This window comes from Sinorhizobium fredii USDA 257, assembly GCF_000265205.3.
In the GTDB taxonomy this organism is placed as follows: Bacteria; Pseudomonadota; Alphaproteobacteria; order Rhizobiales; family Rhizobiaceae; genus Sinorhizobium; species Sinorhizobium fredii_B.
On the sequence record NC_018000.1, the window covers coordinates 6,076,739 to 6,102,721 of the forward strand.

20 protein-coding genes are annotated in these 25,983 nt (G+C 62.6%); 6 read left to right on the forward strand and 14 right to left on the reverse strand.

Annotated elements, in window-relative coordinates:
* Positions 1–197: 197 nt before the first annotated feature.
* The 4 genes from purH to htpX form a co-directional block, all read right to left on the reverse strand.
* Complete coding sequence (purH, locus tag USDA257_RS28480) at positions 198–1,808, reverse strand: bifunctional phosphoribosylaminoimidazolecarboxamide formyltransferase/IMP cyclohydrolase (protein WP_014766453.1); 1,611 nt, start codon at positions 1,806–1,808, stop codon at positions 198–200.
* Between the two features lie 138 nt (positions 1,809–1,946).
* Positions 1,947–3,632, reverse strand: a complete 1,686-nt coding sequence (locus USDA257_RS28485) for a heparinase II/III family protein (RefSeq protein WP_014766454.1) — start codon at positions 3,630–3,632, stop codon at positions 1,947–1,949.
* Between the two features lie 179 nt (positions 3,633–3,811).
* A complete protein-coding gene (locus USDA257_RS28490; RefSeq protein ID WP_014766455.1) occupies positions 3,812–5,227 on the reverse strand; it encodes an RsmB/NOP family class I SAM-dependent RNA methyltransferase in 1,416 nt (471 codons plus the stop codon).
* Entirely contained in the window at positions 5,227–6,186 is a 960-nt protein-coding gene (gene htpX, locus USDA257_RS28495; RefSeq protein ID WP_014766456.1) for a zinc metalloprotease HtpX, read from the reverse strand. Before htpX ends, USDA257_RS28490 begins: the two co-directional genes overlap by 1 nt.
* A gap of 133 nt (positions 6,187–6,319) precedes the next feature.
* Here htpX and USDA257_RS28500 point away from each other — a divergent pair, with 133 nt between their 5' ends.
* Positions 6,320–6,574 carry a DUF1674 domain-containing protein gene (locus tag USDA257_RS28500; RefSeq protein ID WP_014766457.1) on the forward strand — a complete coding sequence of 85 codons (255 nt, stop codon included), beginning with the start codon at positions 6,320–6,322 and terminating at the stop codon, positions 6,572–6,574.
* A 186-nt stretch (positions 6,575–6,760) separates the two neighbouring features.
* Here the strand turns inward: USDA257_RS28500 and acs are convergent, their stop codons facing one another.
* A complete protein-coding gene (gene acs / locus USDA257_RS28505; RefSeq protein WP_014766459.1) occupies positions 6,761–8,710 on the reverse strand; it encodes an acetate--CoA ligase in 1,950 nt (649 codons plus the stop codon).
* A 298-nt stretch (positions 8,711–9,008) separates the two neighbouring features.
* On the opposite strand from acs, the gene USDA257_RS28510 reads away from it, so the two are divergent.
* Positions 9,009–9,704 (forward strand): DUF1013 domain-containing protein, encoded by a 696-nt coding sequence (locus USDA257_RS28510; RefSeq protein WP_014766460.1) that lies wholly within the window; start codon positions 9,009–9,011, stop codon positions 9,702–9,704.
* Between the two features lie 64 nt (positions 9,705–9,768).
* Here USDA257_RS28510 and USDA257_RS28515 read toward each other — a convergent pair whose 3' ends face one another.
* A complete protein-coding gene (locus USDA257_RS28515) occupies positions 9,769–10,155 on the reverse strand; it encodes an ectoine synthase (RefSeq protein WP_014766461.1) in 387 nt (128 codons plus the stop codon).
* 137 nt (positions 10,156–10,292) lie between these two features.
* Between USDA257_RS28515 and USDA257_RS28520 the strand changes: the two genes are divergently transcribed.
* Positions 10,293–11,168, forward strand: a complete 876-nt coding sequence (locus USDA257_RS28520; protein WP_014766462.1) for a LysR substrate-binding domain-containing protein — start codon at positions 10,293–10,295, stop codon at positions 11,166–11,168.
* 9 nt (positions 11,169–11,177) lie between these two features.
* Here the strand turns inward: USDA257_RS28520 and USDA257_RS28525 are convergent, their stop codons facing one another.
* Together USDA257_RS28525 and USDA257_RS28530 are read right to left on the reverse strand one after the other, a co-directional pair.
* Positions 11,178–13,085 (reverse strand): AMP-binding protein, encoded by a 1,908-nt coding sequence (locus USDA257_RS28525; RefSeq protein ID WP_014766463.1) that lies wholly within the window; start codon positions 13,083–13,085, stop codon positions 11,178–11,180.
* Positions 13,086–13,236: 151 nt separating this feature from the next.
* Complete coding sequence (locus USDA257_RS28530) at positions 13,237–13,896, reverse strand: YggS family pyridoxal phosphate-dependent enzyme (protein ID WP_014766464.1); 660 nt, start codon at positions 13,894–13,896, stop codon at positions 13,237–13,239.
* 212 nt (positions 13,897–14,108) lie between these two features.
* Here USDA257_RS28530 and leuS point away from each other — a divergent pair, with 212 nt between their 5' ends.
* From leuS to holA, 3 genes are read left to right on the forward strand one after another with little or no spacing between them, the layout of a single operon-like run.
* Complete coding sequence (gene leuS, locus USDA257_RS28535; protein WP_041415680.1) at positions 14,109–16,739, forward strand: leucine--tRNA ligase; 2,631 nt, start codon at positions 14,109–14,111, stop codon at positions 16,737–16,739.
* Positions 16,726–17,256, forward strand: coding sequence for an LPS assembly lipoprotein LptE (gene lptE / locus USDA257_RS28540; RefSeq protein WP_014766466.1), 531 nt, complete (start codon positions 16,726–16,728; stop codon positions 17,254–17,256). The genes leuS and lptE overlap by 14 nt, the downstream gene beginning before the upstream one ends.
* 13 nt (positions 17,257–17,269) lie before the next feature.
* On the forward strand, positions 17,270–18,304 hold the full coding sequence (gene holA / locus USDA257_RS28545; protein ID WP_014766467.1) for a DNA polymerase III subunit delta: 1,035 nt from the start codon (positions 17,270–17,272) through the stop codon (positions 18,302–18,304).
* A gap of 340 nt (positions 18,305–18,644) precedes the next feature.
* Here the strand turns inward: holA and USDA257_RS28550 are convergent, their stop codons facing one another.
* The 6 genes from USDA257_RS28550 to rho form a co-directional block, all read right to left on the reverse strand.
* A complete protein-coding gene (locus USDA257_RS28550) occupies positions 18,645–19,535 on the reverse strand; it encodes a ParB/RepB/Spo0J family partition protein (protein WP_014766468.1) in 891 nt (296 codons plus the stop codon).
* Positions 19,536–19,567: 32 nt separating this feature from the next.
* Complete coding sequence (locus tag USDA257_RS28555; protein WP_014766469.1) at positions 19,568–20,362, reverse strand: ParA family protein; 795 nt, start codon at positions 20,360–20,362, stop codon at positions 19,568–19,570.
* Between the two features lie 14 nt (positions 20,363–20,376).
* Positions 20,377–21,018: a 16S rRNA (guanine(527)-N(7))-methyltransferase RsmG gene (gene rsmG / locus USDA257_RS28560; RefSeq protein WP_014766470.1), complete on the reverse strand. Its 642-nt coding sequence runs from the start codon at positions 21,016–21,018 to the stop codon at positions 20,377–20,379.
* Complete coding sequence (gene mnmG, locus USDA257_RS28565; RefSeq protein WP_014766471.1) at positions 21,015–22,898, reverse strand: tRNA uridine-5-carboxymethylaminomethyl(34) synthesis enzyme MnmG; 1,884 nt, start codon at positions 22,896–22,898, stop codon at positions 21,015–21,017. Before mnmG ends, rsmG begins: the two co-directional genes overlap by 4 nt.
* A 111-nt stretch (positions 22,899–23,009) precedes the next feature.
* The gene (gene mnmE, locus USDA257_RS28570) at positions 23,010–24,329 is read right to left on the reverse strand and encodes a tRNA uridine-5-carboxymethylaminomethyl(34) synthesis GTPase MnmE (RefSeq protein WP_014766472.1); all 1,320 of its coding nucleotides are present in this window, start codon (positions 24,327–24,329) and stop codon (positions 23,010–23,012) included.
* Positions 24,330–24,681: 352 nt separating this feature from the next.
* Positions 24,682–25,947, reverse strand: a complete 1,266-nt coding sequence (gene rho / locus USDA257_RS28575) for a transcription termination factor Rho (protein WP_014766473.1) — start codon at positions 25,945–25,947, stop codon at positions 24,682–24,684.
* Positions 25,948–25,983 lie beyond the last annotated feature (36 nt).

A 25,983-nucleotide genomic window follows, 5' to 3' on the forward strand; every position in this document is an offset into this window, starting at 1 on the left:
AGCGACAAGGTCAGCGGTTTCCGCCCGCATCCGTCTCAGTCGTCATCCTCGGGCTTGATCCGAGATCCACTCACGAGCCGGCAAAAGGCGCCGCTCGTTGAAATCTGCTCCGCGTCCCGGTGAAGCTTGCGTCTGGATCCTCGGGTCAAGCCCGAGGATGACGAAGGAGCAGACGCAGATCACCGCAAAACCCTCGCTCAGTGGCGGAAATGCCGCATGCCGGTAAAGACCATGGCGACATTGTGCTCGTTGGCTGCGGCGATAACCTCTTCGTCGCGCATCGAGCCGCCCGGCTGGATGACGGCGGTGGCGCCGGCGGCGATCGCCGACAGGAGACCGTCGGCGAAGGGCAGGAAGGCTTCCGAGGCGACCGCCGAACCGCGTGTCAGCGGCGCAGCAAGGCCAAGCGCCTTGGCCGCTTCCTCGGCTTTGATAGCGGCAATGCGGGCTGAATCGACGCGGCTCATCTGACCGGCGCCGATGCCGGCCGTCTGGCCGTCCTTCGCATAGACGACGGCGTTCGACTTGACGTGCTTCGCCACCTTGAAGGCGAACTTCATGTCCTCGAGCTCCTGCGCCGTCGGCGCGCGTTTGGTGACCACCTTGAGTTTCAGATCCTCGACCATGCCGTTGTCACGGGTCTGGACGAGCAGGCCGCCGGCGACGGTCTTGGCGGTCAGCCCCGGCGTACGCGGATCCGGCAGGCCGCCGGCCGCCAGCAGCCGGAGGTTCGGCTTGCGGGCGATGATCGCTTTGGCCTCGTCGCTGACCGACGGCGCGATGATGACTTCGGTGAACAGCTTGACGATCTCTTCGGCCGTCTCCGCATCGAGCGGCTGGTTGAGGGCGATGATACCGCCGAAGGCCGAGGTGGAATCGCAGGCGAGCGCGCGGCGATAAGCTTCGGCGAGCGACGGCGCGGTGGCGACGCCGCAGGGGTTGGCGTGCTTGATGATCGCACAGGCCGGCGCCTTCTCCGGCAGGAACTCGGCTACCAGTTCGAAGGCTGCGTCCGTATCGTTGATGTTGTTGTAGGAAAGCTGCTTGCCCTGCAGCAGCGCCGCGGTCGCGACCCCCGGCCGCTGCTCGCCGGTCACGTAGAAGGCCGCCTTCTGATGCGGGTTCTCGCCGTAGCGCATCTCCTCCTTGAGCACGCCGCCGATCACCCGATGGCGCGGCATGGGCGTATCGAGCGCCTCGGCGAACCAGTTGGAGATCGCCGCATCGTAGGCCGCGGTGCGGGCATAGGCCTTGGCCGCCATTTTCTGGCGGAAGGCGTAGCGCGTCGTGCCGTTGGCGATTTCGTCCAGCAGCCCGGAATAATCGGCCGGATCGGTAACGATCGTCACATAGGCGTGATTCTTGGCCGATGCGCGGATCATCGCCGGTCCGCCGATGTCGATATTCTCGACCGTCGTCGGATAGTCGCCGCCCTGGGCGCGGACCTCCTCGAACGGATAAAGGTTGATGACGGCGAGATCGATGGCAGTAATGCCGTGCTCGTCCATCGCCGCTTTGTGGTCCGAATCGTCGCGAATGGCGAGCAGGCCGCCATGCACGCCGGGATGGAGGGTCTTGACGCGGCCGTCCATGACTTCGGGAAACTTGGTCAATTCGGAAACGTCACTGACGGGAAGCCCGGCCGCCGCCAGCGCCTTGTGTGTGCCGCCGGTCGAGACCAGCCGAATCCCCTTCGCGTCGAGAGCGCGGGCGAGCTCGACGATGCCCGCCTTGTCGGACACGGAGAGAAGGGCGGTTTGGATCCGGACTTCGTCCGGTGCCGGAATTTTCTTGGAGGCGACAGCCATCAACCATGCTCCTTTGGCAGCGCCGGACGCTTGGAAAGAGGGTGCCGGCGATTGGGATGGCTGCCCGTTAGCACAGCTTGCCGACGGAAGGAACCGTTGCAGCCGCAGGCGGGGAAAATAGGTCCTTTGTGCCCCCGTCTAACCCTCGCGGGTCAGCGTCCACTGGATTTCCGGCTGCGTCCCGACCGCGAAGGTGACCGTGATCTGCGAAGAAGCGCGGACGCCGGAGGGGTCGGCAAAGAAGACGTCTTCCTCGATCGCCAGGTCTCCGTCCCGGCAGGCAAAAAGCCAGGCCTCGCCGTCCGGCGCACTCAGATAGATCTCGCCCACGCTGCTCTGGCGCAGCCCGATTGCCGGATGAATGTGAAAGCGGGCGACGGCGATAGCGGCATCGGACGGCTCCGGATCGCTTCCGTCTTCGCGGGCGAGCCGATCACGTCCGCGGATCAGCCGGCCGCCGTTCAGAAGACCGATATCGCGCTCGTGGATGAGCCCGAAGGCGCCGAGATAACCATTATGACTCGCCCTGACGGATTCGATGCGGCCGGGCTCGTCGCTTCGCTCCGATTCGACCCGCGACACGCCGCTGACCATGAGCGGACCGAGAAAGTGCGATTGCGAAAAGCGTGAGGAGGAGGTGTCGTTCACCGTCACCGTCGAGTGCGCGGCAGTGGCGCGGGCCATTTGCCGGAATCGTTCGCCGGCAAACTTCGGCGCGCCGGAATTGATGATGAGACGGTTTCGCCCCGAAGACATCTCGAAGGAGAGGCAGCCGGCATGGGCGCTGCGCGACAGATCGACCGACAGCGGACGGCCCGTGTCGACGATCGCGACGGTCTCGCCGAGCGCCAGCCGCTCGAAACTGATATGCGGAAGCGACCGGAACGGCTCGCCCGCCGTTTCGTCGTAACGCAGCACCGATGCAAGCTCGTGTGCCGGCACCGAGCTGGCGCCGTTGAAGAGCGCCAGCTCCCCGCTCTGGTGCCGAAAGAAGCGCAAGGCCGGGTACATCCGGTCGATGCCGGAAATCAGCCGCGACGGCACGTCGTGACCGAGATTGACATAGGTCTGCCTGAGCGGCAGCAGGTCGAGCAGCAGTTCGAGACCGGCGCGCGGGTTGCGCGAGAAATGACCGCCGTCGGGCAGGATCTGCCGGTCGAGCTCGAGATCCAGACTGCGCGCGGCCCTGCGCAGTGCCGAAGAAGAGACGGGCATCGACACGGAAGCCATCGCCAACGCTATGCGAACCCTGAGCCGCGCCTCCCCGTCCGGGACGGTTTCGGCGATGTGGCGGAGATAGCGGATTTGAAAGGCGAGGCTTTTCAGGAAGCGGCGATAGAAACCGTGCTCGGCATTGCGTAACACCACCGGCGAATGCGACAGCCAGACGATGACGCGCTGCGCGATCACATCGGCGTCCCAGGCAATGCCGCCGATAGTGCGACCATGCGTGCCCATCCAGTCGTCGAAGATCTGACGCAGCCTAATGAAGCCGGCTTCATCGCGGACCGCACGCATGTGGCGCAGCCAGTCGAAGGCGTGGAGCCGATTGGCAAATTCGTGCGACGGCAGGTCGATCTCGAAGGGCGATTCACCCTCTGTGTCGAGCACGCGGCCGGCCAGCGGGTAGCGGCCCTGAAGAATTTCCTCCGCCACAAAAGGATCGATGGCTCTGAGATCCGTGGGCGCGACGATGAGCCGGTCCGGCGTCGATCCGGAAAAACGCAGCGCCGACAGGCGGCCGAGCGAAAGCCGGCGCGCAAATCGGCGCCAACCTTCGCGCAGATACAGGTAAAGCAGCCTTCGTTTACCGGTAAACAGCATCGGCGCCTGCAGGTTTGTTGATTGCCGCAACGGGACCTTCAAAGCGCTTGAGCAGAATCGCTTTCATGGCCGGAACCGTGCCGGAAGGATGATTAAATTTCTATCAATCTGGCCACCATTGATAGGCGGGCGGTCCGAAAGCGTCAATTGTCGCGGCGAGACAGCCTGTTGACGAGGCTCTAGCCCTCGGCGCGGCGAAGCACCGCCGCATAGAAACCGTCAAGCCCGCTGGAAAAGGGCGCGGCAAGCGGCAGCATCGCCGGCGTCGTGCGGAACTCGCCAACAGCCGTGATCGCCGCTTCGAACCCGGGCCAGTCGGACGCGGCAATCGGAACGCGCTCGCAAAGTCCCTCGTCAAGGACACGCGCTACGACGTCTTCCCCTTCTCGCGGGTCCAGCGAACAGTTGGAGAAGACCACGATGCCACCCGGCTTGACGACGCTCAGCGCATGGCGCAGCAGCCGCTCCTGAAGCTGGGCAAGCTTTTCGACGTCTTCCGGTCCCTTCGTCCACAGCACATCCGGGTGACGCCGCGTCGTGCCTGTCGAAGAGCAGGGGGCATCGAGCAGCGCGGCGTCGAAGAGCTCATCCGGACGGAAGTCCGCCATGTCGGTCTCTTTCGTCCGGGCCTCGAGGCCGAGCCGCTCAAGATTGCCCTTGAGCCGCCGCAGCCGGCTGGAGGACTGGTCCAGCGCCGTCACATTCGCCCCGGCAAGAATAAGCTGGGCCGTCTTGCCGCCCGGCGCCGCGCAGAGATCGACCACCGTTTTGCCGGAAAGATCGCCAAAAAGGCGCGCTGGTATAGAGGCGGCGGCGTCCTGCACCCACCAGGCCCCTTCCGCAAAGCCCGGCAAGGACGGGATCGCACCGGAAAAATCACCGAGCCGAACGGAGCCGGTCGGCAGGACCGTGCCGCCGAGGCGTTCGGCCCACAAGGCTGGGTCGGACTTCACCGTGAGGTCGATCGCGGCGGGAACGAGCTGCGCTTCCGAAATGCCTTCCGCCTGGGCGCGGCCGTAATGGGCGACGAGCCGGTCATGGAACCAGACCGGAATGGCGGGCACCGACCGCACCTTCTCGAGGATCGTCTCCTTCTCGCGCGAAAGCCGCCTGAGAACGGCGTTGACGAGACTGGCAAAGCGGCGATTGCGCGGATCCGACTGCGCCTGCTCGACCGCAAGGTCGACGGCGGAATGATCCGGAATGTCGAGATAGAGGATCTGTGCGGCGGCAACCGTCAGCACGTGCTCCAACGCCCGTGCGCCCTCGGGCAGCGGCGTCTGCAGCAGCGAATCGATCGCGGCGCGGATTCGCGGCAGGTGGCGGAGCGCCGAATTGAGGATGGCGCGCACCAGCGCGCGATCCGCATCATTGAGTTCGCGATAGGCGGGATTGCCGTGCTCCTGGTCGAGCATGCCGTCGAGCGACGTCCTGCGGTCGATCACCGCCGCCAGGATCTTGGCGGCGGTCTGGCGGCTCCTCAGCCCGGGCTTGGCCTCGACGCCGGCCGCGCCAGAGCGTTGCCCAGCCGACTGGGAAGGCTTGTTTCTGCGCACTCGTTTCGGATCTGAATCGTTCTTCGTTTTTTCGGACATCAGGACCAGGGGCCTTTCGGCGGTTCGGAACCACCGCGACCCCAGCCGGTTCTCGGGACAGAGCGCGATTTGCGCACCGCATTATCAGGCCGAACCCCTGGCGTCGAGCCCGCCGACATCTCGCCAGCCATCCGCTCGAGCGCGGCAACGCGGTTTTCGGTATTCGGATGGGTCGAAAAGAGGTTGTCCATGCGCTCGCCCGAGAGCGGATTGATGATGAACATGTGCGCCGTCGCCGGATTGCGCTCGGCATCATAGTTCGGAATCGCATGGGCCGCGCCGGCGATCTTGCGGAGCGCCGAGGCGAGGGAGAGCGGATTGCCGCAGATCTCCGCGCCGCGCCGGTCGGCGGAATATTCACGGGTGCGGCTGATCGCCATTTGCACCAGCATGGCCGCGAGCGGAGCGACGATCATCGCGATCAGAACGCCGATGAAGCCGAGCGGATTGTTGTTTTCACGGTTGCCGCCGAAGAAAAAGGCGAAATTGCCGAGCATCGAAATGGCGCCGGCGAGCGTCGCGGTCAGCGTCATCGTCAGGGTGTCACGATACTGAATATGAGCGAGCTCATGCGCCATGACGCCGGCCACTTCCTCATAGGAGAGCGACTGCAGCAGACCGGTAGAGGCGGCGACCGCCGCATTCTGAGGATTGCGGCCCGTCGCGAATGCGTTCGGCTGCGGACTGTCGATGACGTAGACGCGCGGCATCGGCAGGCCGGCATTCTGCGCCAGGTCGCGGACGATTCCGTAATATTCCGGGGCACTGCGTTCGTCGACTTCCTGGGCCCGATACATGCGCAGCACCAGGCGGTCGGAATTCCAATAGGAGAAGAAGTTCATGCCGGCGGCCATGACCAGGGCGATCATCATGCCGCCCCTGCCGCCGATGACATAGCCTACGGCCATGAACAGGACGGTCATGAAGGCAAGCAACATTGCGGTGCGCACGAGATTCATGAATCAAGCTCCTGGCATTCTCAAGTGGCTTCCCGTTCGGCGGCGAAGCGCAGCACCGACTCGGCTTGGCCTCTGATCTCACTCCAAACGTTTCACGTGAATCAGGGTTCCCGCTTCGAAGGAAGCCACTTATATGATGGGGATAAAGGTCCCGCTCTTCAATATCGTCAGGAAAACCAGCCGTCACATGCAGAACGACAATGACAATTCACCCGATCGTCCGAAGCGGCCGCTGACGCCGGCCGCGCTCCGCGCCCTCAAGGAGGCGGAGGAGAGACGCCGCGCCGAGGAGCAGGCGGCGACGCCGGCGGAATTCGGCGGACGCGGCGGTCTCGATCCGGCCCGTTTTGGCGACTGGGAGATCAAGGGTCGGGCGGTCGACTTCTGAGAAGCCTTTGCCAGGATGGCGCACCATCGTTTCGTCGGCGAATCGATGCTGGCCGAGGATCTCTGGACTGCACGATTCGCGTCCGCTGCATCGTCCCTTCTCCCCGCCTGCGGGGAGAAGGTGGCCGGCGGGCCGGATGAGGGGCCTTTCTAAGCGCCTTGCGCGGCCCGTTCCCCCAAGCTCACATCAGCCGCGGTTCTGGCGGTTGGCGATCAGGTCGTCGACGACCGTCGGATCGGCGAGCGTCGACGTGTCGCCAAGCGACCCGAAATCGTCCTCGGCGATCTTGCGGAGAATCCGGCGCATGATCTTGCCGGAGCGCGTCTTCGGCAGGCCGGGAGCGAACTGGATTTTGTCCGGCGTGGCGATCGGCCCGATCTCCGAGCGGACGTGCTTGACGAGCTCCTGGCGAAGCTCGTCGCTGCCAACCTCACCTGCCATCAGCGACACGTAGCAATAGATGCCTTGCCCCTTGATCGGGTGCGGATAGCCGACAACCGCCGCTTCGGAAACGAGGTGGTGCGAAACGAGTGCCGATTCGACCTCCGCCGTGCCGAGACGGTGGCCGGAAACGTTCAAGACATCATCGACGCGGCCGGTGATCCAGTAATATCCGTCCTCGTCGCGGCGGCAGCCGTCGCCGGTAAAGTACTTGCCCTTGTATGTGGAGAAATAGGTCTGAATGAAGCGCTCGTGGTCGCCATAGACCGTGCGCATCTGACCAGGCCAGCTGTCGACGATGCAGAGATTGCCATCGGCCGCACCCTCGAGCACCTTGCCTTCATTGTCGACGATCTGCGGCTGGACGCCGAAGAAGGGGCGTGTCGCCGAACCCGCCTTGAGATCGGTCGCGCCGGGCAGGGGCGTGATCAGGATGCCGCCGGTTTCCGTCTGCCACCAGGTATCGACGATCGGGCAGCGCTCATCGCCGACGACATGGTAGTACCACTCCCAGGCTTCCGGATTGATCGGCTCGCCGACTGTTCCGAGCAGACGCAGCGAGGAGCGCGACGAGCGCTTGACGAAGTCGTCGCCCGCCCCCATCAGCGAGCGGATCGCGGTCGGCGCCGTGTAGAAGATGTTGACCTTGTGCTTGTCGACCACTTCCCAGAAACGGCCTGCATCCGGGAAGTTCGGCACGCCCTCGAACATCAGCGTCGTCGCGGCGTTGGCGAGGGGTCCGTAGACGATATAGGAATGGCCCGTCACCCAGCCGACATCGGCGGTGCACCAGTAGATATCGCCGTCGTGGTAGTCGAACACATATTGATGTGTCATCGAAGCGTAGACGAGATAGCCGCCGGTCGTGTGCAGAACGCCCTTCGGCTTGCCGGTCGAACCAGAAGTGTAGAGGATGAACAGCGGATCTTCGGCTTTCATCTTCTCCGGCGGACAATGCGGCTCGACCGTCGCGGTCTCCTGGTGGTACCAGAGATCGCGGCCCGATGCCCAGCCCACCTTGCCGCCGGTGCGGCGTACGACCAGCACCTTGTCGACCCTCACATGCTGCCTGGCGGCGATATCGATCGCTTTGTCGGTGTTTTCCTTGAGCGGCACCGGCTTGCCGCCGCGCACCCCTTCATCGCAAGTGATCACGAAGGTGGATTCGCAGTCGATGATGCGACCGGCAAGCGCATCGGGCGAGAAGCCGCCGAAAACGACCGAGTGGATCGCGCCGACGCGAGCGCAGGCGAGCATCGCATAGGCCGCCTCCGGGATCATCGGCATGTAGATGGTGACACGATCACCCTTCTTGACGCCATGCTTCTTCAAGACGTTGGCAAGCCGGCAAACCCTGTCGTAAAGTTCATTATAGGTGATCTTCTTATCGAGATACGGGTTGTCCCCTTCCCAGATGATTGCGGTCTTGTCGCCATGCGTCTTCAAGTGACGGTCGATGCAATTATAGGAGACGTTGGTCAGCCCGTCCTCAAACCATTTGATCGAAACATCGCCCTCGAAGGAGGTATTCTTGACCTTGGAGTAGGGCTCGAACCATTCGATCCGCTTGCCGTGCTCGCCCCAGAACTTGTCCGGATCGGCAACGCTCTCTTTATACCATTTCAGATAGGTCTCGTTGTCGATGAGCGTGCGGTTCTTGGCCGCTTCCAGGACCGGGTGGGTCTTGACGTCCATATTCTTCCTCCCTGTGCATTTCTGCCTGGATCACGATGATCGTGGGTCGAATCGTCCCAGAACATCAACATGATCCATCCGAACATAGAGCGGGTGCGAACCGCTCTCAGCGGCACTCCCACCGCCGTTTTGACGATTCATAGCAGCTCAAAGCTTCGCCGCAATTAGACAAAAGCACATTCGGAAGTGAAGAATTGCAATTTCGAGACAAGAACGATATAGAACGCTCAATTCCCGGAAATGAGTGGTAGACTCAACGGCCCGCGACACCGGCGCGGCGGACAAAAGGACTATATCCATGGCTCAGCAATTGCTTATGCCCAAGGCAACGGCCGTCTGGCTCGTTGACAACACCGCACTCTCGTTCGACCAGATCGCGCAGTTTTGCAAGCTGCACCCGCTCGAAGTCAAAGCGATTGCCGACGGTGAATCGGCGCAGGGCATCAAGGGCCTCGACCCCATTGCAACCGGTCAGCTTTCGCGCGACGAGATCGCCCGCGGCGAGGCAAATCCGAACCATAAGCTCAAGCTCTCCGAACCGAAGGTCCGCGTTCCGGATTCGAAGCGCAAGGGACCGCGCTACACGCCCGTTTCCAAGCGCCAGGACCGTCCGAACGCCATTCTCTGGCTGGTCCGCAACCATCCGGAACTGAAGGACGCGCAGATTTCGCGCCTCGTCGGCACGACGAAGTCGACGATTGAGCAGATTCGCGAACGCACCCATTGGAACTCTGCCAACCTGACGCCGATGGATCCGGTCACCCTCGGCCTGTGCTCGCAGATCGACCTCGACCTCGAAGTCGAGCGCGCCGCCAAGGGCCGCCCGCTGCCGACCGCGGCCGAGGTGGGCGCGACGCTCGAGTCGGCACGGGAAACCGAGAAGCTCGACTACAGCTTCGAACGCGAAGAAGAGAAGGAAATCGACGCTGACGCCGTCTTCGCCAAGCTGAAGTCGCTGAAGTCGGACCGCAAGGACGAAGACGACGACTATTGATCGGTTCGTCAGCGGTGAGATTCAAGAACCCGGATCGCAGGATCCGGGTTTTTTGTTGCCGTACTCAATAGGCCGAGCCCGAAGAGTCTTTGAGGTTGTGGCGCTCCGTCCCCGTGAGCGGCGGATTGAAGATACTGACGAGGACCAGGTCTTTGTCGCGGCCCCCGCGCAGATAGTGCTTGTCATGCTTGTCGAGCACATAGATGTCGCCCCTGCGGATCGGAAAGACATTGCCCTCCATATCTTCGACCTCGCCTTCGCCGGCGATGCAATAGCAGGCTTCGAGATGGTTGCGGTATTGAAGCAGCGACACGGTGTTGGCCCGCACCACCGTATGGCAGACGGTGAAGCCCATGCCGTCCTTTTCCGTCAGCAGTCGGTGGCTGGTACCGCTGCCCCACTCGACGAAGTGATCGGTGACTTCAACGTCCTGCAGGCTGCGCACGAACATGGCGTTCTCCTCGTGTAAGAAAATCTGACAAATCCCGCAATGGGTCCCCGGGCCGTCGCGATGAATCCCTTTATTTGCTTGATTTATGCTTCTTACAAACGATGATTCCTCACCGGATAGTTGAGGAGAATTTACATATGATGCCGCCCTTGGGCGCCTTGCGGGTCTTCGAAGCCGCCGCCCGCCTCGCTAGCTTCTCGCGCGCCGCCGACGAATTGCATGTCACGCATGCCGCCGTGAGCCATCAGATCCGGCAATTGGAGGAATGGTTCGGCCGCCCCCTGTTCCTGCGCGAAAAGCGCGGCGTTCGGCTCGCGCCCGAAGCCGAGCGGCTTGCCGAAGCCCTGTCGGTAAGCTTCGAGCGCATTGCCGCCGAAGCGGAATCCTTGAAGCTCAGGACGAAATCGGAAATCACCGTCGCCTGCATTCCCTCGATTGCGACCCGCTGGCTGATCCCGGCGCTCGGTGAGTTCCTCGCAGCCCATGCCGATACCACGGTCAGGGTGGTCTATGCCATGGCAGCGCAGCGCCTACGTGAAACCGGCTGCGACGTGCTCATCACGCTCGGCGCCGATCTGTCCGACGGCGTCGTCTCGGATCGGCTCTTTTCCCGCGTCAACAGGCCCGTCGCAAGTCCGCGTTATCTGGAACGGGAGGGTCGTCTCGCGACTGCTCAGCAGATCGCCACGGCGGACCTCTTGCACGACGAGACGACGGCCCATTGGCAGCAATGGTTCGCCCGGGCCGGCATAGTGCCGCCCGGGTCCCTGAAGGGTCCGGTGTTTCAGGATTTCAATCTGCTGGCGACCGCCGCCATCGCCGGCCATGGCGTCGCGCTTTGCCCGGTCGAAGTATGCCGGCGCGAGATCGACAACGGCGACCTGATCGTGCTCTCCGAGACTTCGATCCTCGAAGAGGAGAGCTACTTCCTGATCAGCAAGTCCTCGCGCCAGAAGGCCGCGTCCGCCTTCTGCGGCTGGTTCAAACAGGTTGTTGACCCCGCATCGAACTGACGCGCCGCGTCAAATGCCGATACCCTTGGCGTGAAGCGCCTCGGTGATTTCATCGAGGACCGCCGGGTCGTCGATCGTCGCCGGCATCTTCCAGGGCTGGCGGTCGGCGATCTTCTGTATTGTGGCGCGCAGAATCTTGCCGGACCGGGTCTTCGGCAGCCGCTTGACGCAGATCGCGGTTCGGAAGGCGGCGACAGGGCCGATGCGCTCGCGAACGAGGTCGATGACCTCTGTCTCGATATCCGATGTTTCACGGGAAACATTCGAGTTGATCACCAGGAAGCCGGCCGGAATCTGCCCCTTCAACGGATCGGCGATGCCGATCACGGCGCATTCGGCGACGTCCGGATGACTGACGCAGACCTCCTCCATAGCCCCCGTCGAAAGCCGATGCCCCGCAACGTTGATGATGTCGTCGGTACGCGCCATGATGAAGACATAGCCGTCCTCGTCGATATAGCCGGCGTCGGCCGTCTTGTAGTATCCGGGATATTCCTCGAGATAGGCGGCCCGAAACCGGTCGTCGGCCATCCAGAGCGTCGGCAGGCAGCCGGGCGGCAGCGGCAGCTTGACCACGACATTGCCGAGCGTCCCCGCCTCGACCGGATGACCGGCATCATCGACGACCTGCACGTCATAACCGGGGAGGGGAACGGCGGGCGATCCGTATTTGACCGGCAGCAAGCCGAGGCCCAGCGGGTTGCCGGCGACCGGCCAGCCGGTCTCCGTCTGCCACCAGTGATCGATGACCGGTACCCCGAGTGCCCGCTCGGCCCAGCGGATCGTGTCCGGATCGGCGCGTTCGCCGGCAAGATAGAGGGCGCGGAAGCGCGACAGGTCATAACGCGCCACATGGGAGGCTTCCGGATCCTCCTTACGGATCGCACGCAGCGCTGTCGGGGCGGTGAACATGACGGCGACGCCGTGCTCGGCGATGATTCGCCAATAGGTGCCCGGGTCGGGGGTCCCGACCGGCTTGCCTTCGAACAGGATCGAGGTGCTGCCATTGAGGAGCGGTCCGTAGACGATATAGGAGTGCCCGACGACCCAACCGATGTCGGATGCCGCCCAGAAGACCTCGCCAGGCCGGACGCCGAAGAAATTCTCCATCGACCATTTCAACGCGACCATGTGGCCGCCATTGTCGCGCACGACGCCCTTCGGCTGGCCGGTGGTTCCGGAGGTGTAAAGGACATAGAGCGGATCGGTGGAGGCGATCGCTGCACAGGGTGCTTCATCGCCGGCCTCCCTGGCAGCCGCCAGAGCATCGGCGAAATCGAGATCACGACCGGGCACCATCTCGGCGGCCAGCATGTCGCGCTGGAAGATGAGGCAGTGGGCGGGCTTGTTGCTGGCGATCTCGATCGCCTGATCGAGCAGCGGCTTGTAGGCGACGGTGCGGCCGGGCTCCAGCCCGCAGCTTGCCGAAACGACGAGCCTGGCCTGGCAATCATCGATCCGGACGGCGAGCTCATTGGCGGCAAAGCCGCCGAAGACGACCGAATGGACCGCGCCGATCCGCGCCGCCGCCAGCATGGCGATCGCGGCTTCAGGGATCATCGGCATATAGATGATGATCCGGTCGCCCTTGTCGATACCGAGCTTTCCATAGACCGCCGCCATTGCCTTTACGTCGGCGAGCAGCGCCGCATAGGTGATCTTTTCGGTCCTGCCGGTGACGGGACTATCGTAGATGAACGCCGTCTGCTCACCGCGGCCCGCCTCGACATGGCGGTCGAGGCAATTGTAACAGGTGTTGGTGACGCCATCCGGAAACCAGTGCCCGTAAGGCCCACGCTCGGCGTCGAAGATCCGCCGCGGCCTTTCGACCCAGTCGATCGCCTCCGCGGCTTCGGACCAGAAGCCCTGCGGATCGGCTTTCCATGCGGCATACACATCGGAATAGCGACTTGCCATTTCCGTTCTCCTCCACTGACCTTCCGGACGGATGGCCCGACTCCTCTGTGCTGGAGGATAAGCCCGTGGAGGCAAAGGGAAAGCCCGACGAAAGGGTAATGGTCGGAATCGAGACGAGTGCGGCTCTCTGCCGCTCTCCAAGCTCTGCCAATCAGCGCGCGCCGAAGATCGCCGAGCCGACCCGGACGCTGCTGGCGCCGAAAGCGATGGCCGTTTCGAAATCGCCGGACATGCCCATGGAGATCTTGGTGAGACCGCACTTGGCCGCGAGTTTCGCAAGCAGGGCGAAATGCGGACCCGGATTCTCATCGAGAGGGGGAATGCACATCAGGCCCTCGACATCGAGGCCAAGCTCCAGGCGGCAGAGATCGATGAACGCGACGGTCGCCTCCGGTGCTATGCCCGCCTTCTGCGGCTCGAGACCGGTATTGACCTGCACATAAAGCCGCGGCTTGCGGCCCTGCCGCTCCATCTCGGCGGCGACGACGCGGGCGATCTTCTCTCGATCGATCGTTTCGATTACATCGAAGAGCGCGACGGCGTCGGCCGCCTTGTTGGACTGCAGCGGGCCGATCAGGTGCAGTTCGACATTGGGCGTCTCGCGCTTGAGCTCCGGCCACTTGCCTTGTGCTTCCTGGACGCGATTTTCACCGAATACCCGCTGGCCGGCAGCGATCACCGGTCGGATCGCCTCTGCGTCGAAGGTCTTCGAGACGGCGACGAGCGTGACGACGCCTTCAGCCCGCTTCGCCGCCCTTTCGCTGGCGCGAATCCGGCTCAGGACATCGCCCAATCGTTGCTGTACGTCCATTCTGCGCTCCTTGCGGTGTCGAGGCTCACATGCGGATTATTGAAACTTGCGACACTTGCCAAGCCCGGCGACGGTAATGGCCGCCGAATGGGCCAAAGTGCCGTGTCCTGGCCCTGAAAACTTGACGGTCCGGCGGTTTCATGATGAAGGTCAGGCCAGCTATTACGAGGGCGCTTTGGACGCCGCAAAATTTCCGGAACATCGACAAAGACATGGCTACCGAACGATATAATCCGCGTGATGCCGAACCGCGCTGGCAGCAGGAATGGGACGCAGGCAAGGTCTTCGAGACCAGCAACGACGATCCACGTGAAAAATATTACGTGCTCGAGATGTTCCCCTATCCGTCCGGGCGGATCCACATGGGCCACGTGCGCAACTATACGATGGGCGACGTCGTAGCCCGTTACAAGCGCGCCCGCGGCTTCAACGTGCTGCATCCGATGGGCTGGGATGCCTTCGGCATGCCGGCCGAGAACGCCGCCATGGAACGCGGCGTGCATCCGGCCAGCTGGACCTACCAGAACATCGCCTCGATGAAGGCGCAGCTCAAGGTCATGGGCCTGTCGCTCGATTGGAGCCGCGAATTCGCCACCTGTGATCCGGCCTATTATCAGCGCCAGCAGCATCTCTTCCTCGATTTCCTGGAAAAGGGCCTGGTCTACCGCAGGCAATCGAAGGTCAATTGGGACCCGGTCGACAACACCGTGCTCGCCAACGAACAGGTAATCGACGGCCGTGGCTGGCGCTCGGGAGCGCTGGTCGAACAGCGCGAGCTGACGCAATGGTTCTTCCGCATCACCGATTTCAGTCAGGATCTGCTCGACGCGCTCGATGGTCTGGATCAGTGGCCGGAAAAGGTGCGGCTGATGCAGAAAAACTGGATTGGCCGCTCCGAGGGCTTGGCTCTGCGGTGGGAACTTGATCCGGCGACGGTTCCCGGCGACAGCAGGGAGCTGACCGTCTATACCACGCGTCCCGACACGCTGTTCGGCGCCTCGTTCCTGGCGATCTCCGCCGACCATCCGCTCGCCAGGGAAGCCGCTGCCAACAATGCGGCGATCGACGCCTTCTGTGAGGAATGCCGGCGCGCCGGAACATCGCTCGCCGCCCTCGAGACGGCCGAGAAGAAGGGGGTGGATACCGGCATCCGCGCCAGGCATCCGTTCGACCCGGATTGGGAGCTGCCCGTCTATGTCGCCAATTTCGTGCTGATGGACTACGGCACGGGCGCGATTTTCGGCTGCCCCTCCGGCGACCAGCGTGACCTTGATTTCGCCCGCAAATACGACCTGCCGGTCGTGCCCGTCGTGATGCCGAAGGATGCCGATCCGGCAAGCTTCACGATCGAGGACGAGGCCTATGTCGGCGACGGGGTCATGATCAACTCGCGCTTCCTCGACGGGCTTCCCACGGAAGAGGCCTTCGAGGCCGTCGCCTCGAAGCTCGAGAAGGAGACGCTGAACGGCGCCCCGCGCGCCGAACGCAAGGTGAATTTCCGCCTGCGCGACTGGGGAATCTCCAGGCAGCGTTATTGGGGTTGCCCGATCCCGGTCATCCATTGCGAGGATTGCGGCGTCGTTCCGGTGCCGAAGACCGATCTGCCCGTGGTCCTGCCGCCGGACGTCACCTTCGACAAGCCCGGCAACCCGCTCGACCGGCACCCGACGTGGCGGCATGTGGCCTGCCCCGAATGCGGCAAGGACGCGCGCCGGGAAACCGACACGATGGATACCTTCGTCGATTCCTCCTGGTATTTCACGCGTTTCACGGCGCCCTGGGAGGACAATCCGACCGATCCGAAGGTTGCCAATCACTGGCTCCCGGTAGATCAGTATATCGGCGGCATCGAGCACGCGATCCTGCATCTGCTTTATTCGCGCTTCTTCACCCGGGCGATGAAGGCGACCGGCCACGTGGCACTGGACGAGCCCTTCAAGGGGCTGTTCACGCAGGGCATGGTGGTGCACGAGACCTATAGCCGCGGCGAAGGCGCGCAGCGCGAATGGATCACGCCCGCGGAAGTCCGCATCGAAGAGATCGACGGCCGCCGCCGCGCGCTGCTCGTCGAAACCGGCGAGGAAATCGCCATCGGCTCGATCGAGAAGATGTCGAAGTCCAGGAAGAACGTCGTCGATCCGGACGACATCATCGGCTCCTATGGCGCCGACACGGCACGCTTCTTCGTGCTCTCCGATTCGCCGCCGGACCGCGACGTGATCTGGTCCGAGGCGGGCGTCGAGGGCGCCCACCGCTTCGTCCAGCGCGTCTGGCGCCTAGTCGGCGAGGCTGCCGAAAACCTGCGCGGCGTAAATGCCTCGCCGGCTAAGGAAGGCGAGGGCATGGCGATATCGCAGGCCGCCCATCGCACTCTGCGCGCAGTCGAGGCTGACTACGACAAACTTGCCTTCAACAAGGCCGTGGCGCGGATTTATGAGCTCGTCAACGTGCTGGCCGCGCCGCTCGCGCAGGTTGCCGCGGGCAAGGCCGACCCGGCCGTCACCGCCGCTGTCAAGGACGCCACGACGATCCTGATCGACCTGATCGCGCCGATGATGCCGCATCTCGCCGAAGAGTGCTGGCGCGAGATCGGCGGCGCGGGGCTGATCGCCGAGAGATCATGGCCGGCCTTCGACCCGGCGCTCGTCGTCGAGAACGAAATCACCTTGCCGGTGCAGATCAACGGCAAGAAACGCGCCGATTTGACAATCGCGCGCGACGCAGATCAGAGTGCGATCGAAAGCGCCGTCCTCGCACTTGACGCCGTAAAAGCGGCGCTCAACGGCGGCAGCCCGAAGAAAATTATTGTCGTGCCGCAAAGGATCGTCAATGTCGTCGTCTGAGAAAGCTGGCCTTCGTCTCCGGTTCCTGGGCGTGCTTGCCGGCACGTTACTGCTGACGGCGCTGGCCGGCTGCCAGGTCCGTCCGCTCTATTCCGACGGTCCGACCGGTGCGACCTCTGTGGCGCTTGCCTCCATCGAGATCGCGGAAGCGGACGATCGCGTCGAGCAGGAAGTCCGCAATGCATTGATCTTCCTGGCCTCGGGTGGCCAGGGCGAGCCGGTCAACCCGCAGTATCATCTCGCCCTCAATGTTTCGCACCGGACGATGGGTGTGCTTTACGACGATGCGGAGGACCGGGCGAACGCCGGCCGCATCGTCGTCAAGGCAGACTACAATCTGACGAGGACGGCAACAGGCGAGACGGTGAAGGCGGGCTATCGCTCGGCGGTCGCGCTCGCCGATTTCCCGGAACAGGAATTCGCAAAGGTTCGCGCCGTTCGCGACGCCGAGAATCGCGCCGCCAAGGAACTGGCGGAACTCATCGGGGCTGATATCGCCGCCGCTCTCGGCCGCTGACGCCGGTATTCGGATGAGCGAGGTCAAATCGCACGAATTCGACAGCTTCCTCAACCGAGGCGCGTCGAACTACCGCCTTTTCCTGCTCTACGGCCCCGACCGTGGCCTCGTTTCCGAGCGTGCCGCCCAGCTTGCCGGCCGCTGCGGCGTCGCTCTCGATGACCCCTTTGCCGTCGTCAAGCTTGATGCAACGGAGTTGCAGCAGGGCGCCGGCAGGGTGCTCGACGAAGTCAATGCCATCGGGCTTTTCGGCGGCGATAAACTCGTCTGGATCCGCGGAGCCTCGAGCGAGAAGGCGATCGGCGAAGCCTTGCAGATTCTTGCCGACACGCCACCGCCCGGGAGCACGCTGATCATCGAGGCGGGCGACCTCAAGAAGGGCGCGGCGCTCAGGAAGATTGGCGAATCGTCGCGGGCCGTCGCCTCCATCGCCTGCTACAGCGACGACGCCCGCAGCCTGCATGCTCTCGTCGACAAGGAACTTTCGGAGGCGGATCTGCGCATAAGCCCGGCGGCACGCGAGCGTCTACTCGAAGCGCTCGGCGGCGACCGCATGGCCTCGCGGAACGAGGTGCGGAAGCTCGCACTCTATTGCCGTGGCAAGGATATGGTCGACGAAGAGGACGTCCTCGCCATTGTCGGCGACGCCAGCGCCATTTCCGTCGACGACGCGGTGGACGCGGTGCTGCAGGGCGACGTCGATGCACTGCTGCACGCCATGAAGAAGATCACCACCTCGAAAACGCCGCCCTTCCTGGTGCTCCAGGGCTGCCTCAGGCAGTTTCAGCAACTGGATGCGATGCGCGCCGAGATGGACACAAGCCGCCAGTCGGCGAGCCAGGTGGTTGCAAGCCTCGGCCGCGGCCTTCATTTCCGCCGCAAGCCGATTGTCGAGGCGGCGCTCAAGCACTGGACCACGCCGGCGATCCGGCGTGAACTGGGACGGCTCCAGGCAACAATTTACCAGAGCCGCGCGCGACAGAGCCTGGAAGAGAGTATGGTGCTGCAGAATCTCCTTGCGATCGCGATACAGTCGGCAAAGCGGTGATCGGTGTTCCCACAGCGTTGGCGGGCCTCTCGATAAATCCGAGCGAGAGTGTTCGAAGCAGCTAGTTGCCACTGATCTCGACTAGGATCCGCCTGTGGTTTTCCCCTCCCCAAGGCCTGCCATAAGGGGCCCACAACGGGGAGGCGGTAAGTGCACCCCGCAACCACGAGCCCATTCCGACCGCTGCATTTTGTGCAGCAGGCAAAAATCGGAGCCGTGCAGCCGAGATGACTCCAACGTGGGAGCCCGCGAAACCGCCGAGATTTGGCGGATGCAGTGCGGCATCGCAAGTCCCTCCCTTTTGGGGAGGGGTTTGGAAGGAGCTTATGAAACCCAGCCCCTAACGTCGCTCGAGTAGCCGGCAAATCTCTTCGAGCTGATCGAGGGTCTTATAGGCGATCCGCAGATGCCCTCCGGATGCCCTATGGCTGACGGTCACCTCTAACCCCAAGCTGTCCGACAGGGTGCGTTCCAGCGCCAGCGTATCGGCATCCTTCTCATCGCGCTGCCGGCTCTTGGCGAAATTCGGATCGTTCTGGGCCTTGATGTCGTTCTGGGCCATGCGCTCCGCTTCGCGCACCGACAGGCCCTTGGAGACGATCGAGCGTGCCAGCGCCACCGGATCGGAGGTCGGGACGAGGGCGCGCGCATGGCCGGCCGACAGGCTGCCGTCGGAGAGCATGTCGCGGACCGGTTCCGGCAATTTGAGAAGCCGCAAACTGTTGGCGACATGGCTGCGGCTCTTGCCGATGATGTCGCCGAGATCGTTCTGCGTATAGCCGTGTTCGGCGATCAGCTGCTCGTAGCCAAGCGCCTCTTCCAGCGGATTGAGATCCGAACGCTGGACGTTCTCAACGATCGCGATCTCGAGGGCCGTCCGATCGTCCACATCGCGCACGATCACCGGTATTTCCGTGAAGCCGGCAAGCTGCGCCGCCCGCCAGCGGCGCTCACCGGCGATGATCTCGTAACGCTCATGACCTATGGTGCGAACCACGACAGGCTGGACGATGCCGTGCTGGCGAATCGAACTGGCCAGATCTTGCAACTCCGCTTCGTCGAATTGGCGACGGGGGTTGCGCGGGTTCCGGGAGACGAATTCGATTGGCACGCGGCGGTCGGGATTGACCTGGCTTGCAGGCGCCGTTCCACTTTGCAACGGCTGGTCCATTTCGCCAATCAAGGCGGCCAAACCGCGGCCGAGGCGCCTCTTGGAGCTGTCGTCGTTCATTCTACACCCGATTAATTACGATACCGAAACGTTTACGCCGCCTTTCGCTGGCGCTCACGTTGGATAACTTCTGACGCCAATTGCAAATAGGCCTGGCTTCCGGCGCATTTGAGATCGTAGAGAATCGCCGGTTTGCCGTAGGACGGGGCCTCGGAAACGCGCACGTTGCGTGGAATCAAAGTGTGATAGACCTTTTCGCCGAGGTGGGTCCGGACATCGCTGACCACCTGCTGTGCCAGATTGTTGCGCGAGTCGAACATGGTCAGCACGATACCCTGGATATCCAAGCTCGGATTCACCGTGCGACGCACCTGGTCGACCGTCTCCAACAGCTGACTGAGACCCTCCAGCGCAAAGAACTCGCATTGCAGCGGCACGAGCACCGAATGCGCCGCGGCCATGGCGTTCATCGTTAACAGGTTGAAGGACGGCGGGCAGTCCACCAAGATATAGGAATAGGCGAGCGCTTCCGGGGCGGTCAGCGCCTTGCGCAGGCGGAAGACCCGGTCGGCTTCGCGCGAAATCTCCATTTCGACGCCAAGCAGATCCATTGTCGATGGGATGATCGCCAGGTTTGGCACCGCGGTCTCGCGCGCAATCTCGCCAATGGAATGGCTGCCCATCATCAGCTCGTAGGAAGACAGGTGCCTGTCGCGACGCTGAATGCCGAGTCCGGTGCTGGCGTTTCCCTGCGGATCGAGGTCGACGATCAGAACCCTTTCGCCGATAGCCGCCAGTGCGGTCGCTAGATTGATCGCGGTCGTCGTCTTGCCGACGCCGCCTTTCTGATTGGCAATGGTGATGATCCGATTTCTTGGGCCAAACATGCTTCGCTCGCCTATCACTTCGTCCGACGCGAAAGATTTGCAATCTCGAGCACAACCGAATCCGGCTCGACGACACTTGCATGTTTTACCAGATCGAATTGAAAGCGACTAACGGCTTTGTCGACTTCCTGCTGATAATCCCGGCCTTTGTGAAAGAAAGCGACCGTATTCGACGTCTCCTCGAGCATCCAGGGCGTGCAATAGTCGAGCAACTGGGTCAAATCGGACAGCGCGCGAGCCGAAACCGCATCGCAACGGGGAATCACAGACGGAGCTTGCTCGATTCGAATCGGATGCACCGATCCACGCGCACCGGTTTCATTCAGGGCAATTCGAAGAAAGGCTGCCTTCTTGTTGTTGCTTTCGACAAGATCCACCCAGCCGTCAGAATATTCCGACAAGCAGATGGCGGTGATCACGCCGGGGAAGCCGCCGCCGCTGCCGAGATCGACCCAGGCTTTTGGGGAAGGCGAAAGGTGGAAAATCTGCAGGCTGTCAACGATGTGGCGCTGCCACAGGTCTTCGAGCGTGGATGGCGCAACGAGGTTAATCGACTTCGCCCACTTCTGAAAAAGCACAGCGAAATGCTCCAGCTTTTCGAGCGTTTCACGTGAAACACGCAGCGCTTTCATGCGCTCGGCAGGACTCGCTTTCATTGTGCCGCAGGCTCCGCCACAGGCCTGACACCACGCTCCTGCCGCCTTAGCCACGACAGCAGCAACGACACAGCGGCGGGCGTCATGCCATCGACCTTCATCGCCTGGGCCAAGTTGCGGGGCCGCTGCTGTGCCAGCTTCTGCTTCAGTTCGTTCGACAGCCCCGGCAAGTCGCTATAATCGAAGTCATCCGGAATTATCGCGCTCTCCTCCCGCCGGATACCGGCGATGTCCGCAGCCTGACGCTCCATATAAACGGCATAAGCCGCATCGATCTCCAACGCCTCGCCGAGACAGCGCTCGATCGCTTCGAGCTGCGGCCACAAGGGCTTGAGCGCCTCGATCGTCTGACCCGGGTAGGAGAGGATTTCGAAGGCCGAACGCCGCTGCCCGTCCTGGTTAAGTTTTAGGCCAAACCGCCTGCCTTCGTTCGGCGTGATGGACAGGGACTGCAGAAGGGTGCGACCCTCTTCATAGGCGCCCTTCCAGGATGCAAAGCGTGCCCGCCGCGCCTCTCCGACGCAACCCAACTCGACGCCGACCGGGGTCAAACGCATATCGGCATTGTCGGCCCTCAGCGACAGCCGATACTCCGCCCGGGAGGTAAACATCCGGTAAGGCTCAGTGATGCCGCGCGACGTCAGGTCGTCGATCATCACGCCGATGTAGGAATCCGTCCGACTGAAAACGAAAGACTCGCGCCCGGTTGCCGCCAGCCCTGCGTTCAGGCCGGCCACGAGACCCTGCGCTCCCGCTTCCTCATAGCCTGTCGTGCCGTTGATCTGACCCGCCAGGAAGAGGCCGGGCATCTTGCGTACCGCCAGCGAAAGCTGCAGCTCGCGCGGATCGACATGGTCATATTCGATGGCATAGCCTGGCTGGAGGATGGACACACTTTCCAGACCCGGAATGGTGCGGATAAACGATTCCTGCACATCTTCCGGCAAGGAGGTAGAAATGCCGTTCGGGTAAATGGTGTCATCCTCGAGCCCCTCCGGCTCAAGGAAGATCTGATGGCCATCCCGTTCGCCGAAGCGGACGATCTTGTCCTCGATCGACGGGCAATAGCGTGGCCCAACTCCCTCGATCTGGCCAGAATACATGGCGGAGCGGTGAATATTGTCGGCAATGACCTTGTGTGTGGCGTCCGTCGTCCGGGTGACGCCGCAATCGATCTGGCGGTTGACAATCCCGTCGGTCATGAAAGAGAAGGGCACCGGCTCTTCGTCCGGCCCCTGGCGGCCAACGCGGTCCCAGTCGATTGTCCGGCCATCCAAGCGCGCCGGCGTACCGGTTTTCAACCGTCCAAGTCTGAGGCCGAAGCGCGTTAGCGTCTCCGAAAGGCCGACCGACGGCTCCTCGCCGACGCGGCCGGCCGGGATCTTGCGGTCACCGATGTGAATCAGACCCTTGAGAAAGGTGCCGGTCGTCAGTACCACCGCAGCGGTGCGAAACACCCGGCCGTCTTTCATGATCACGCCGGCTACCACATCGGCTTCGGTCAGGAGGTCATAAGCGTCTCCTTCGATCACGGTGAGATTGTCGGTTGCATCAATCTCCCGCTGCATAGCTTCGCGGTAGAGCCTGCGATCCGCTTGCGTGCGTGGTCCCCTGACCGCCGGTCCCTTGCGCCGGTTAAGCAGCCGGAACTGAATACCGGCCGCATCGGCGATGCGACCCATCAGCCCGTCCAGTGCGTCAATCTCGCGGACCAGATGGCCCTTTCCCAAGCCGCCAATGGCAGGGTTGCAGGACATTACACCGATTGTCTCTTTCTTATGGGTGATGAGCGCGGTCCGCGCACCCAGCCGTGCCGCCGCCGAAGCGGCTTCGCAGCCGGCATGGCCGCCGCCAATCACGATGACATCAAAGCTTGTCATACCTACTCTCGCTTACTTCAGGTCTTGATTCGCAATTCGCAGCACCGAGTCAAGAAGTTTCACGTGAAACGTGCCGAGCAGACTCGGAATTGGTGCAATCGCCCTGAGACGTCATTTGCCGATGCAGAATTCCGAGAATATCACGTCGAGCAAATTCTCGACATCGACGCGGCCGGTGATCCGCCCAAGGGCGTCACTTGCCAGTCGAAGCTGTTCCGCCTGGATGTCGAGACCCTCTGCGGCTAGGCCGCTCGCAAGCGCCGCGCTCGCCTGTCTCAGGCAATCCACATGGCGCTTCCGCGACGGCATGGCAAGTGCGGTCCGGCCCGCCAGATCGGGAAGGTGTGCCTTTATCCTTTCCAGCAAATCGGCGATGCCGTCGCCCGTCTTCGTCGATAGGAACACGTCGGCCTGCTCGGGCGACCAAGTCGTCGCCTTGCGGTCGATCTTCGTTGCGACACGAAGCACCGGCACATCACCCCCGACCGGTTCGCTCCAGACGAAGTCGCCCGGTTTCTCCGATAGCAGCAGGATCAAATCGGCGTGCCCGATAACCTCACGCGCCCGGCGGATGCCTTCCCGCTCGACGATTTCCTCGGTTTCCCGAAGTCCGGCGGTGTCAAACAGCTTCACGGAGAATCCGGCTAAGGAAAGGTCAACCGATAGAACATCGCGAGTCGTCCCGGCAATCTCCGTGACGATCGCAATGTCCCTCTTGGCGAGCGCATTGAGTAAGCTCGATTTTCCGGCATTCGGTTCGCCCGCAATGACGATCTTCAGACCGTCGCGAACAATCTCGGCAAGGCCGGCCTGGTCGATATGCGCGTCAATCTCCCCCTGAAGCTTCTCGATGTCGGCCCAAATCGTCTCGCTGACGGAACCGGGAACATCCTCTTCATCGGCAAAGTCGAGTTCCGCCTCGATCATCGCGCGCGCATGCGTCAGGCGTCGAGCCCAACTCTGGTAGACAGCCGATTGACCGCCGCTGGACTGCTCGAGGGCAAGACGACGCTGCATCTCCGTCTCGGCAGTGATCAGATCGGCTAACCCCTCGACCTCGACGAGATCCATCTTGCCGTTTTGGAAGGCGCGCCGCGAGAACTCGCCGGCTTCGGCATGCCGCAACCCTTCGAACCCGGCGAGCGCATCGAGAATGGCGTGCACAACGGCCCGCCCCCCATGTACCTGCAGCTCGCAGCAGTCCTCGCCGGTGAACGAGGCCGGAGCGGGAAAGTAGATCACCAGTCCGCTATCCAGCATCTCATCGTTTCGAGTCCGAATCGTTCTGAGCGAGGCGGAGCGCGGTTTCGGCAGTGCACCGCATAGGCGCACAAGCGCATCGGCCGTCGCCGGTCCGCTGATGCGGATCACGGCAACGCCGGCGGGTAGGGCGCCGCTGGAGAGCGCGTATATGGTATCCGTGAACTGCATCGGCTTGTTCGATCCGGTGAAGGCACAGCGCGAATCCGCGCGCCCGTCAACGGTTTTCTCGTGTAGAGGTGCAACCTTAGGCGAGCACTATGTCCGTACGCCGAAACACGCTGCGTCGGTCGTCGGCAACGGCGCAGACTTATGCATGCCTGCGGCCCGGAAATCAAGCATAGCCAAGGCTATGCGGATTGCGGCGGACAGGCGCACTGTTTCACGTGAATCATCGTGATGCCGAGGGACCGCAGGACTCATACTGGCGCCACCACCATTGAAGGCAGCTGAGGAATACCAGCGACAGAAAAGGCCGGGATTCAGTGAATGCCGGCCACCTGGATGGTACGGTAGCAATCGATCAGGTGTTCATCGAATCGAAGAAATCGCCGTTTGTCTTCGTCTGCTTGAGCTTGTCGATGAGGAACTCGATCGCATCGGTCGTGCCCATCGGTGCAAGAATGCGGCGCAGCACGAAGATTTTCTGCAGATCCTGGCGCGGCACCAGCAGGTCTTCCTTGCGCGTGCCGGACTTCAGAATGTCCATCGCCGGGAAGATGCGCTTGTCGGCAACCTTGCGGTCGAGCACGATTTCCGAGTTGCCGGTGCCCTTGAACTCTTCGAAGATGACTTCGTCCATGCGGCTGCCGGTGTCGATCAGCGCCGTGGCAATGATCGTCAGCGAGCCGCCTTCCTCGATGTTACGAGCCGCACCGAAGAAGCGCTTCGGACGCTGCAGGGCATTGGCGTCGACGCCGCCGGTCAGCACCTTGCCGGAGGACGGCACGACCGTGTTGTAGGCACGGCCGAGGCGGGTGACCGAGTCGAGAAGAATGACGACATCACGGCCATGCTCGACGAGGCGCTTCGCCTTCTCGATGACCATTTCGGCCACCTGCACGTGGCGCGTTGCCGGCTCGTCGAAGGTCGAGGAGACGACTTCGCCTTTCACCGAACGCTGCATGTCGGTCACTTCTTCAGGCCGCTCGTCGATCAACAGTACGATCAGATAGCATTCCGGATGATTGGCGGTGATCGAATGGGCGATGTTCTGCAAGAGAACCGTCTTGCCGGTACGCGGCGGGGCGACGATGAGGCCACGCTGCCCCTTGCCGAGCGGAGCGACGAGGTCGATGACGCGGGCGGACAGGTCCTTGGAGGTCGGTACTTCAAGTTCCATCTTGAACCGCTCATTCGGGTAGAGCGGCGTCAGATTGTCGAAGTGAACCTTGTGGCGGATCTTTTCCGGATCGTCGAAATTGATCGTGTTGACCTTGAGCAGCGCGAAGTAGCGCTCGCCTTCCTTCGGGCCGCGTATCGGCCCTTCGACCGTATCGCCCGTCTTCAACGAAAAGCGGCGGATCTGCGATGGCGAAATGTAGATGTCGTCCGGACCGGGCAGGTAGTTTGCATTTGCCGATCGAAGAAAGCCAAATCCGTCCTGAAGGACCTCGACAACGCCTTCACCGATGATTTCTATCTCTTGCGTGGCCAGGTTTTTGAGGATGGCGAACATCAGCTCTTGCTTGCGCATGGTGCTGGCGTTCTCGACCTCGACCTCTTCGGCAAAGGCAAGGAGATCCGTCGGCGTCTTGTTCTTGAGGTCTTGAAGCTTCATTTCAGCCATGAAGAGTCCATGATTTGTAGGGGAATGGGAGCAGGC

What these genes read in the sequence shown, in the direction of transcription:
- purH (WP_014766453.1), bottom strand. Translation starts at nt 1,808, where the DNA reads ATGGCTGTCGCCTCCAAGAAAATTCCGGCACCGGACGAAGTCCGGATC.
- mnmE (WP_014766472.1), bottom strand. Translation starts at nt 24,329, where the DNA reads ATGCAGTTCACGGATACCATATACGCGCTCTCCAGCGGCGCCCTACCC.
- USDA257_RS28500 (WP_014766457.1), top strand. Translation starts at nt 6,320, where the DNA reads ATGATGGGGATAAAGGTCCCGCTCTTCAATATCGTCAGGAAAACCAGC.
- htpX (WP_014766456.1), bottom strand. Translation starts at nt 6,186, where the DNA reads ATGAATCTCGTGCGCACCGCAATGTTGCTTGCCTTCATGACCGTCCTG.
- USDA257_RS28525 (WP_014766463.1), bottom strand. Translation starts at nt 13,085, where the DNA reads ATGGCAAGTCGCTATTCCGATGTGTATGCCGCATGGAAAGCCGATCCG.
- rho (WP_014766473.1), bottom strand. Translation starts at nt 25,947, where the DNA reads ATGGCTGAAATGAAGCTTCAAGACCTCAAGAACAAGACGCCGACGGAT.
- USDA257_RS28490 (WP_014766455.1), bottom strand. Translation starts at nt 5,227, where the DNA reads ATGTCCGAAAAAACGAAGAACGATTCAGATCCGAAACGAGTGCGCAGA.
- leuS (WP_041415680.1), top strand. Translation starts at nt 14,109, where the DNA reads ATGGCTACCGAACGATATAATCCGCGTGATGCCGAACCGCGCTGGCAG.
- acs (WP_014766459.1), bottom strand. Translation starts at nt 8,710, where the DNA reads ATGGACGTCAAGACCCACCCGGTCCTGGAAGCGGCCAAGAACCGCACG.
- USDA257_RS28530 (WP_014766464.1), bottom strand. Translation starts at nt 13,896, where the DNA reads ATGGACGTACAGCAACGATTGGGCGATGTCCTGAGCCGGATTCGCGCC.
- USDA257_RS28555 (WP_014766469.1), bottom strand. Translation starts at nt 20,362, where the DNA reads ATGTTTGGCCCAAGAAATCGGATCATCACCATTGCCAATCAGAAAGGC.
- USDA257_RS28520 (WP_014766462.1), top strand. Translation starts at nt 10,293, where the DNA reads ATGATGCCGCCCTTGGGCGCCTTGCGGGTCTTCGAAGCCGCCGCCCGC.
- lptE (WP_014766466.1), top strand. Translation starts at nt 16,726, where the DNA reads ATGTCGTCGTCTGAGAAAGCTGGCCTTCGTCTCCGGTTCCTGGGCGTG.
- USDA257_RS28510 (WP_014766460.1), top strand. Translation starts at nt 9,009, where the DNA reads ATGGCTCAGCAATTGCTTATGCCCAAGGCAACGGCCGTCTGGCTCGTT.
- USDA257_RS28515 (WP_014766461.1), bottom strand. Translation starts at nt 10,155, where the DNA reads ATGTTCGTGCGCAGCCTGCAGGACGTTGAAGTCACCGATCACTTCGTC.
- USDA257_RS28550 (WP_014766468.1), bottom strand. Translation starts at nt 19,535, where the DNA reads ATGAACGACGACAGCTCCAAGAGGCGCCTCGGCCGCGGTTTGGCCGCC.
- rsmG (WP_014766470.1), bottom strand. Translation starts at nt 21,018, where the DNA reads ATGAAAGCGAGTCCTGCCGAGCGCATGAAAGCGCTGCGTGTTTCACGT.
- holA (WP_014766467.1), top strand. Translation starts at nt 17,270, where the DNA reads ATGAGCGAGGTCAAATCGCACGAATTCGACAGCTTCCTCAACCGAGGC.
- USDA257_RS28485 (WP_014766454.1), bottom strand. Translation starts at nt 3,632, where the DNA reads ATGCTGTTTACCGGTAAACGAAGGCTGCTTTACCTGTATCTGCGCGAA.
- mnmG (WP_014766471.1), bottom strand. Translation starts at nt 22,898, where the DNA reads ATGACAAGCTTTGATGTCATCGTGATTGGCGGCGGCCATGCCGGCTGC.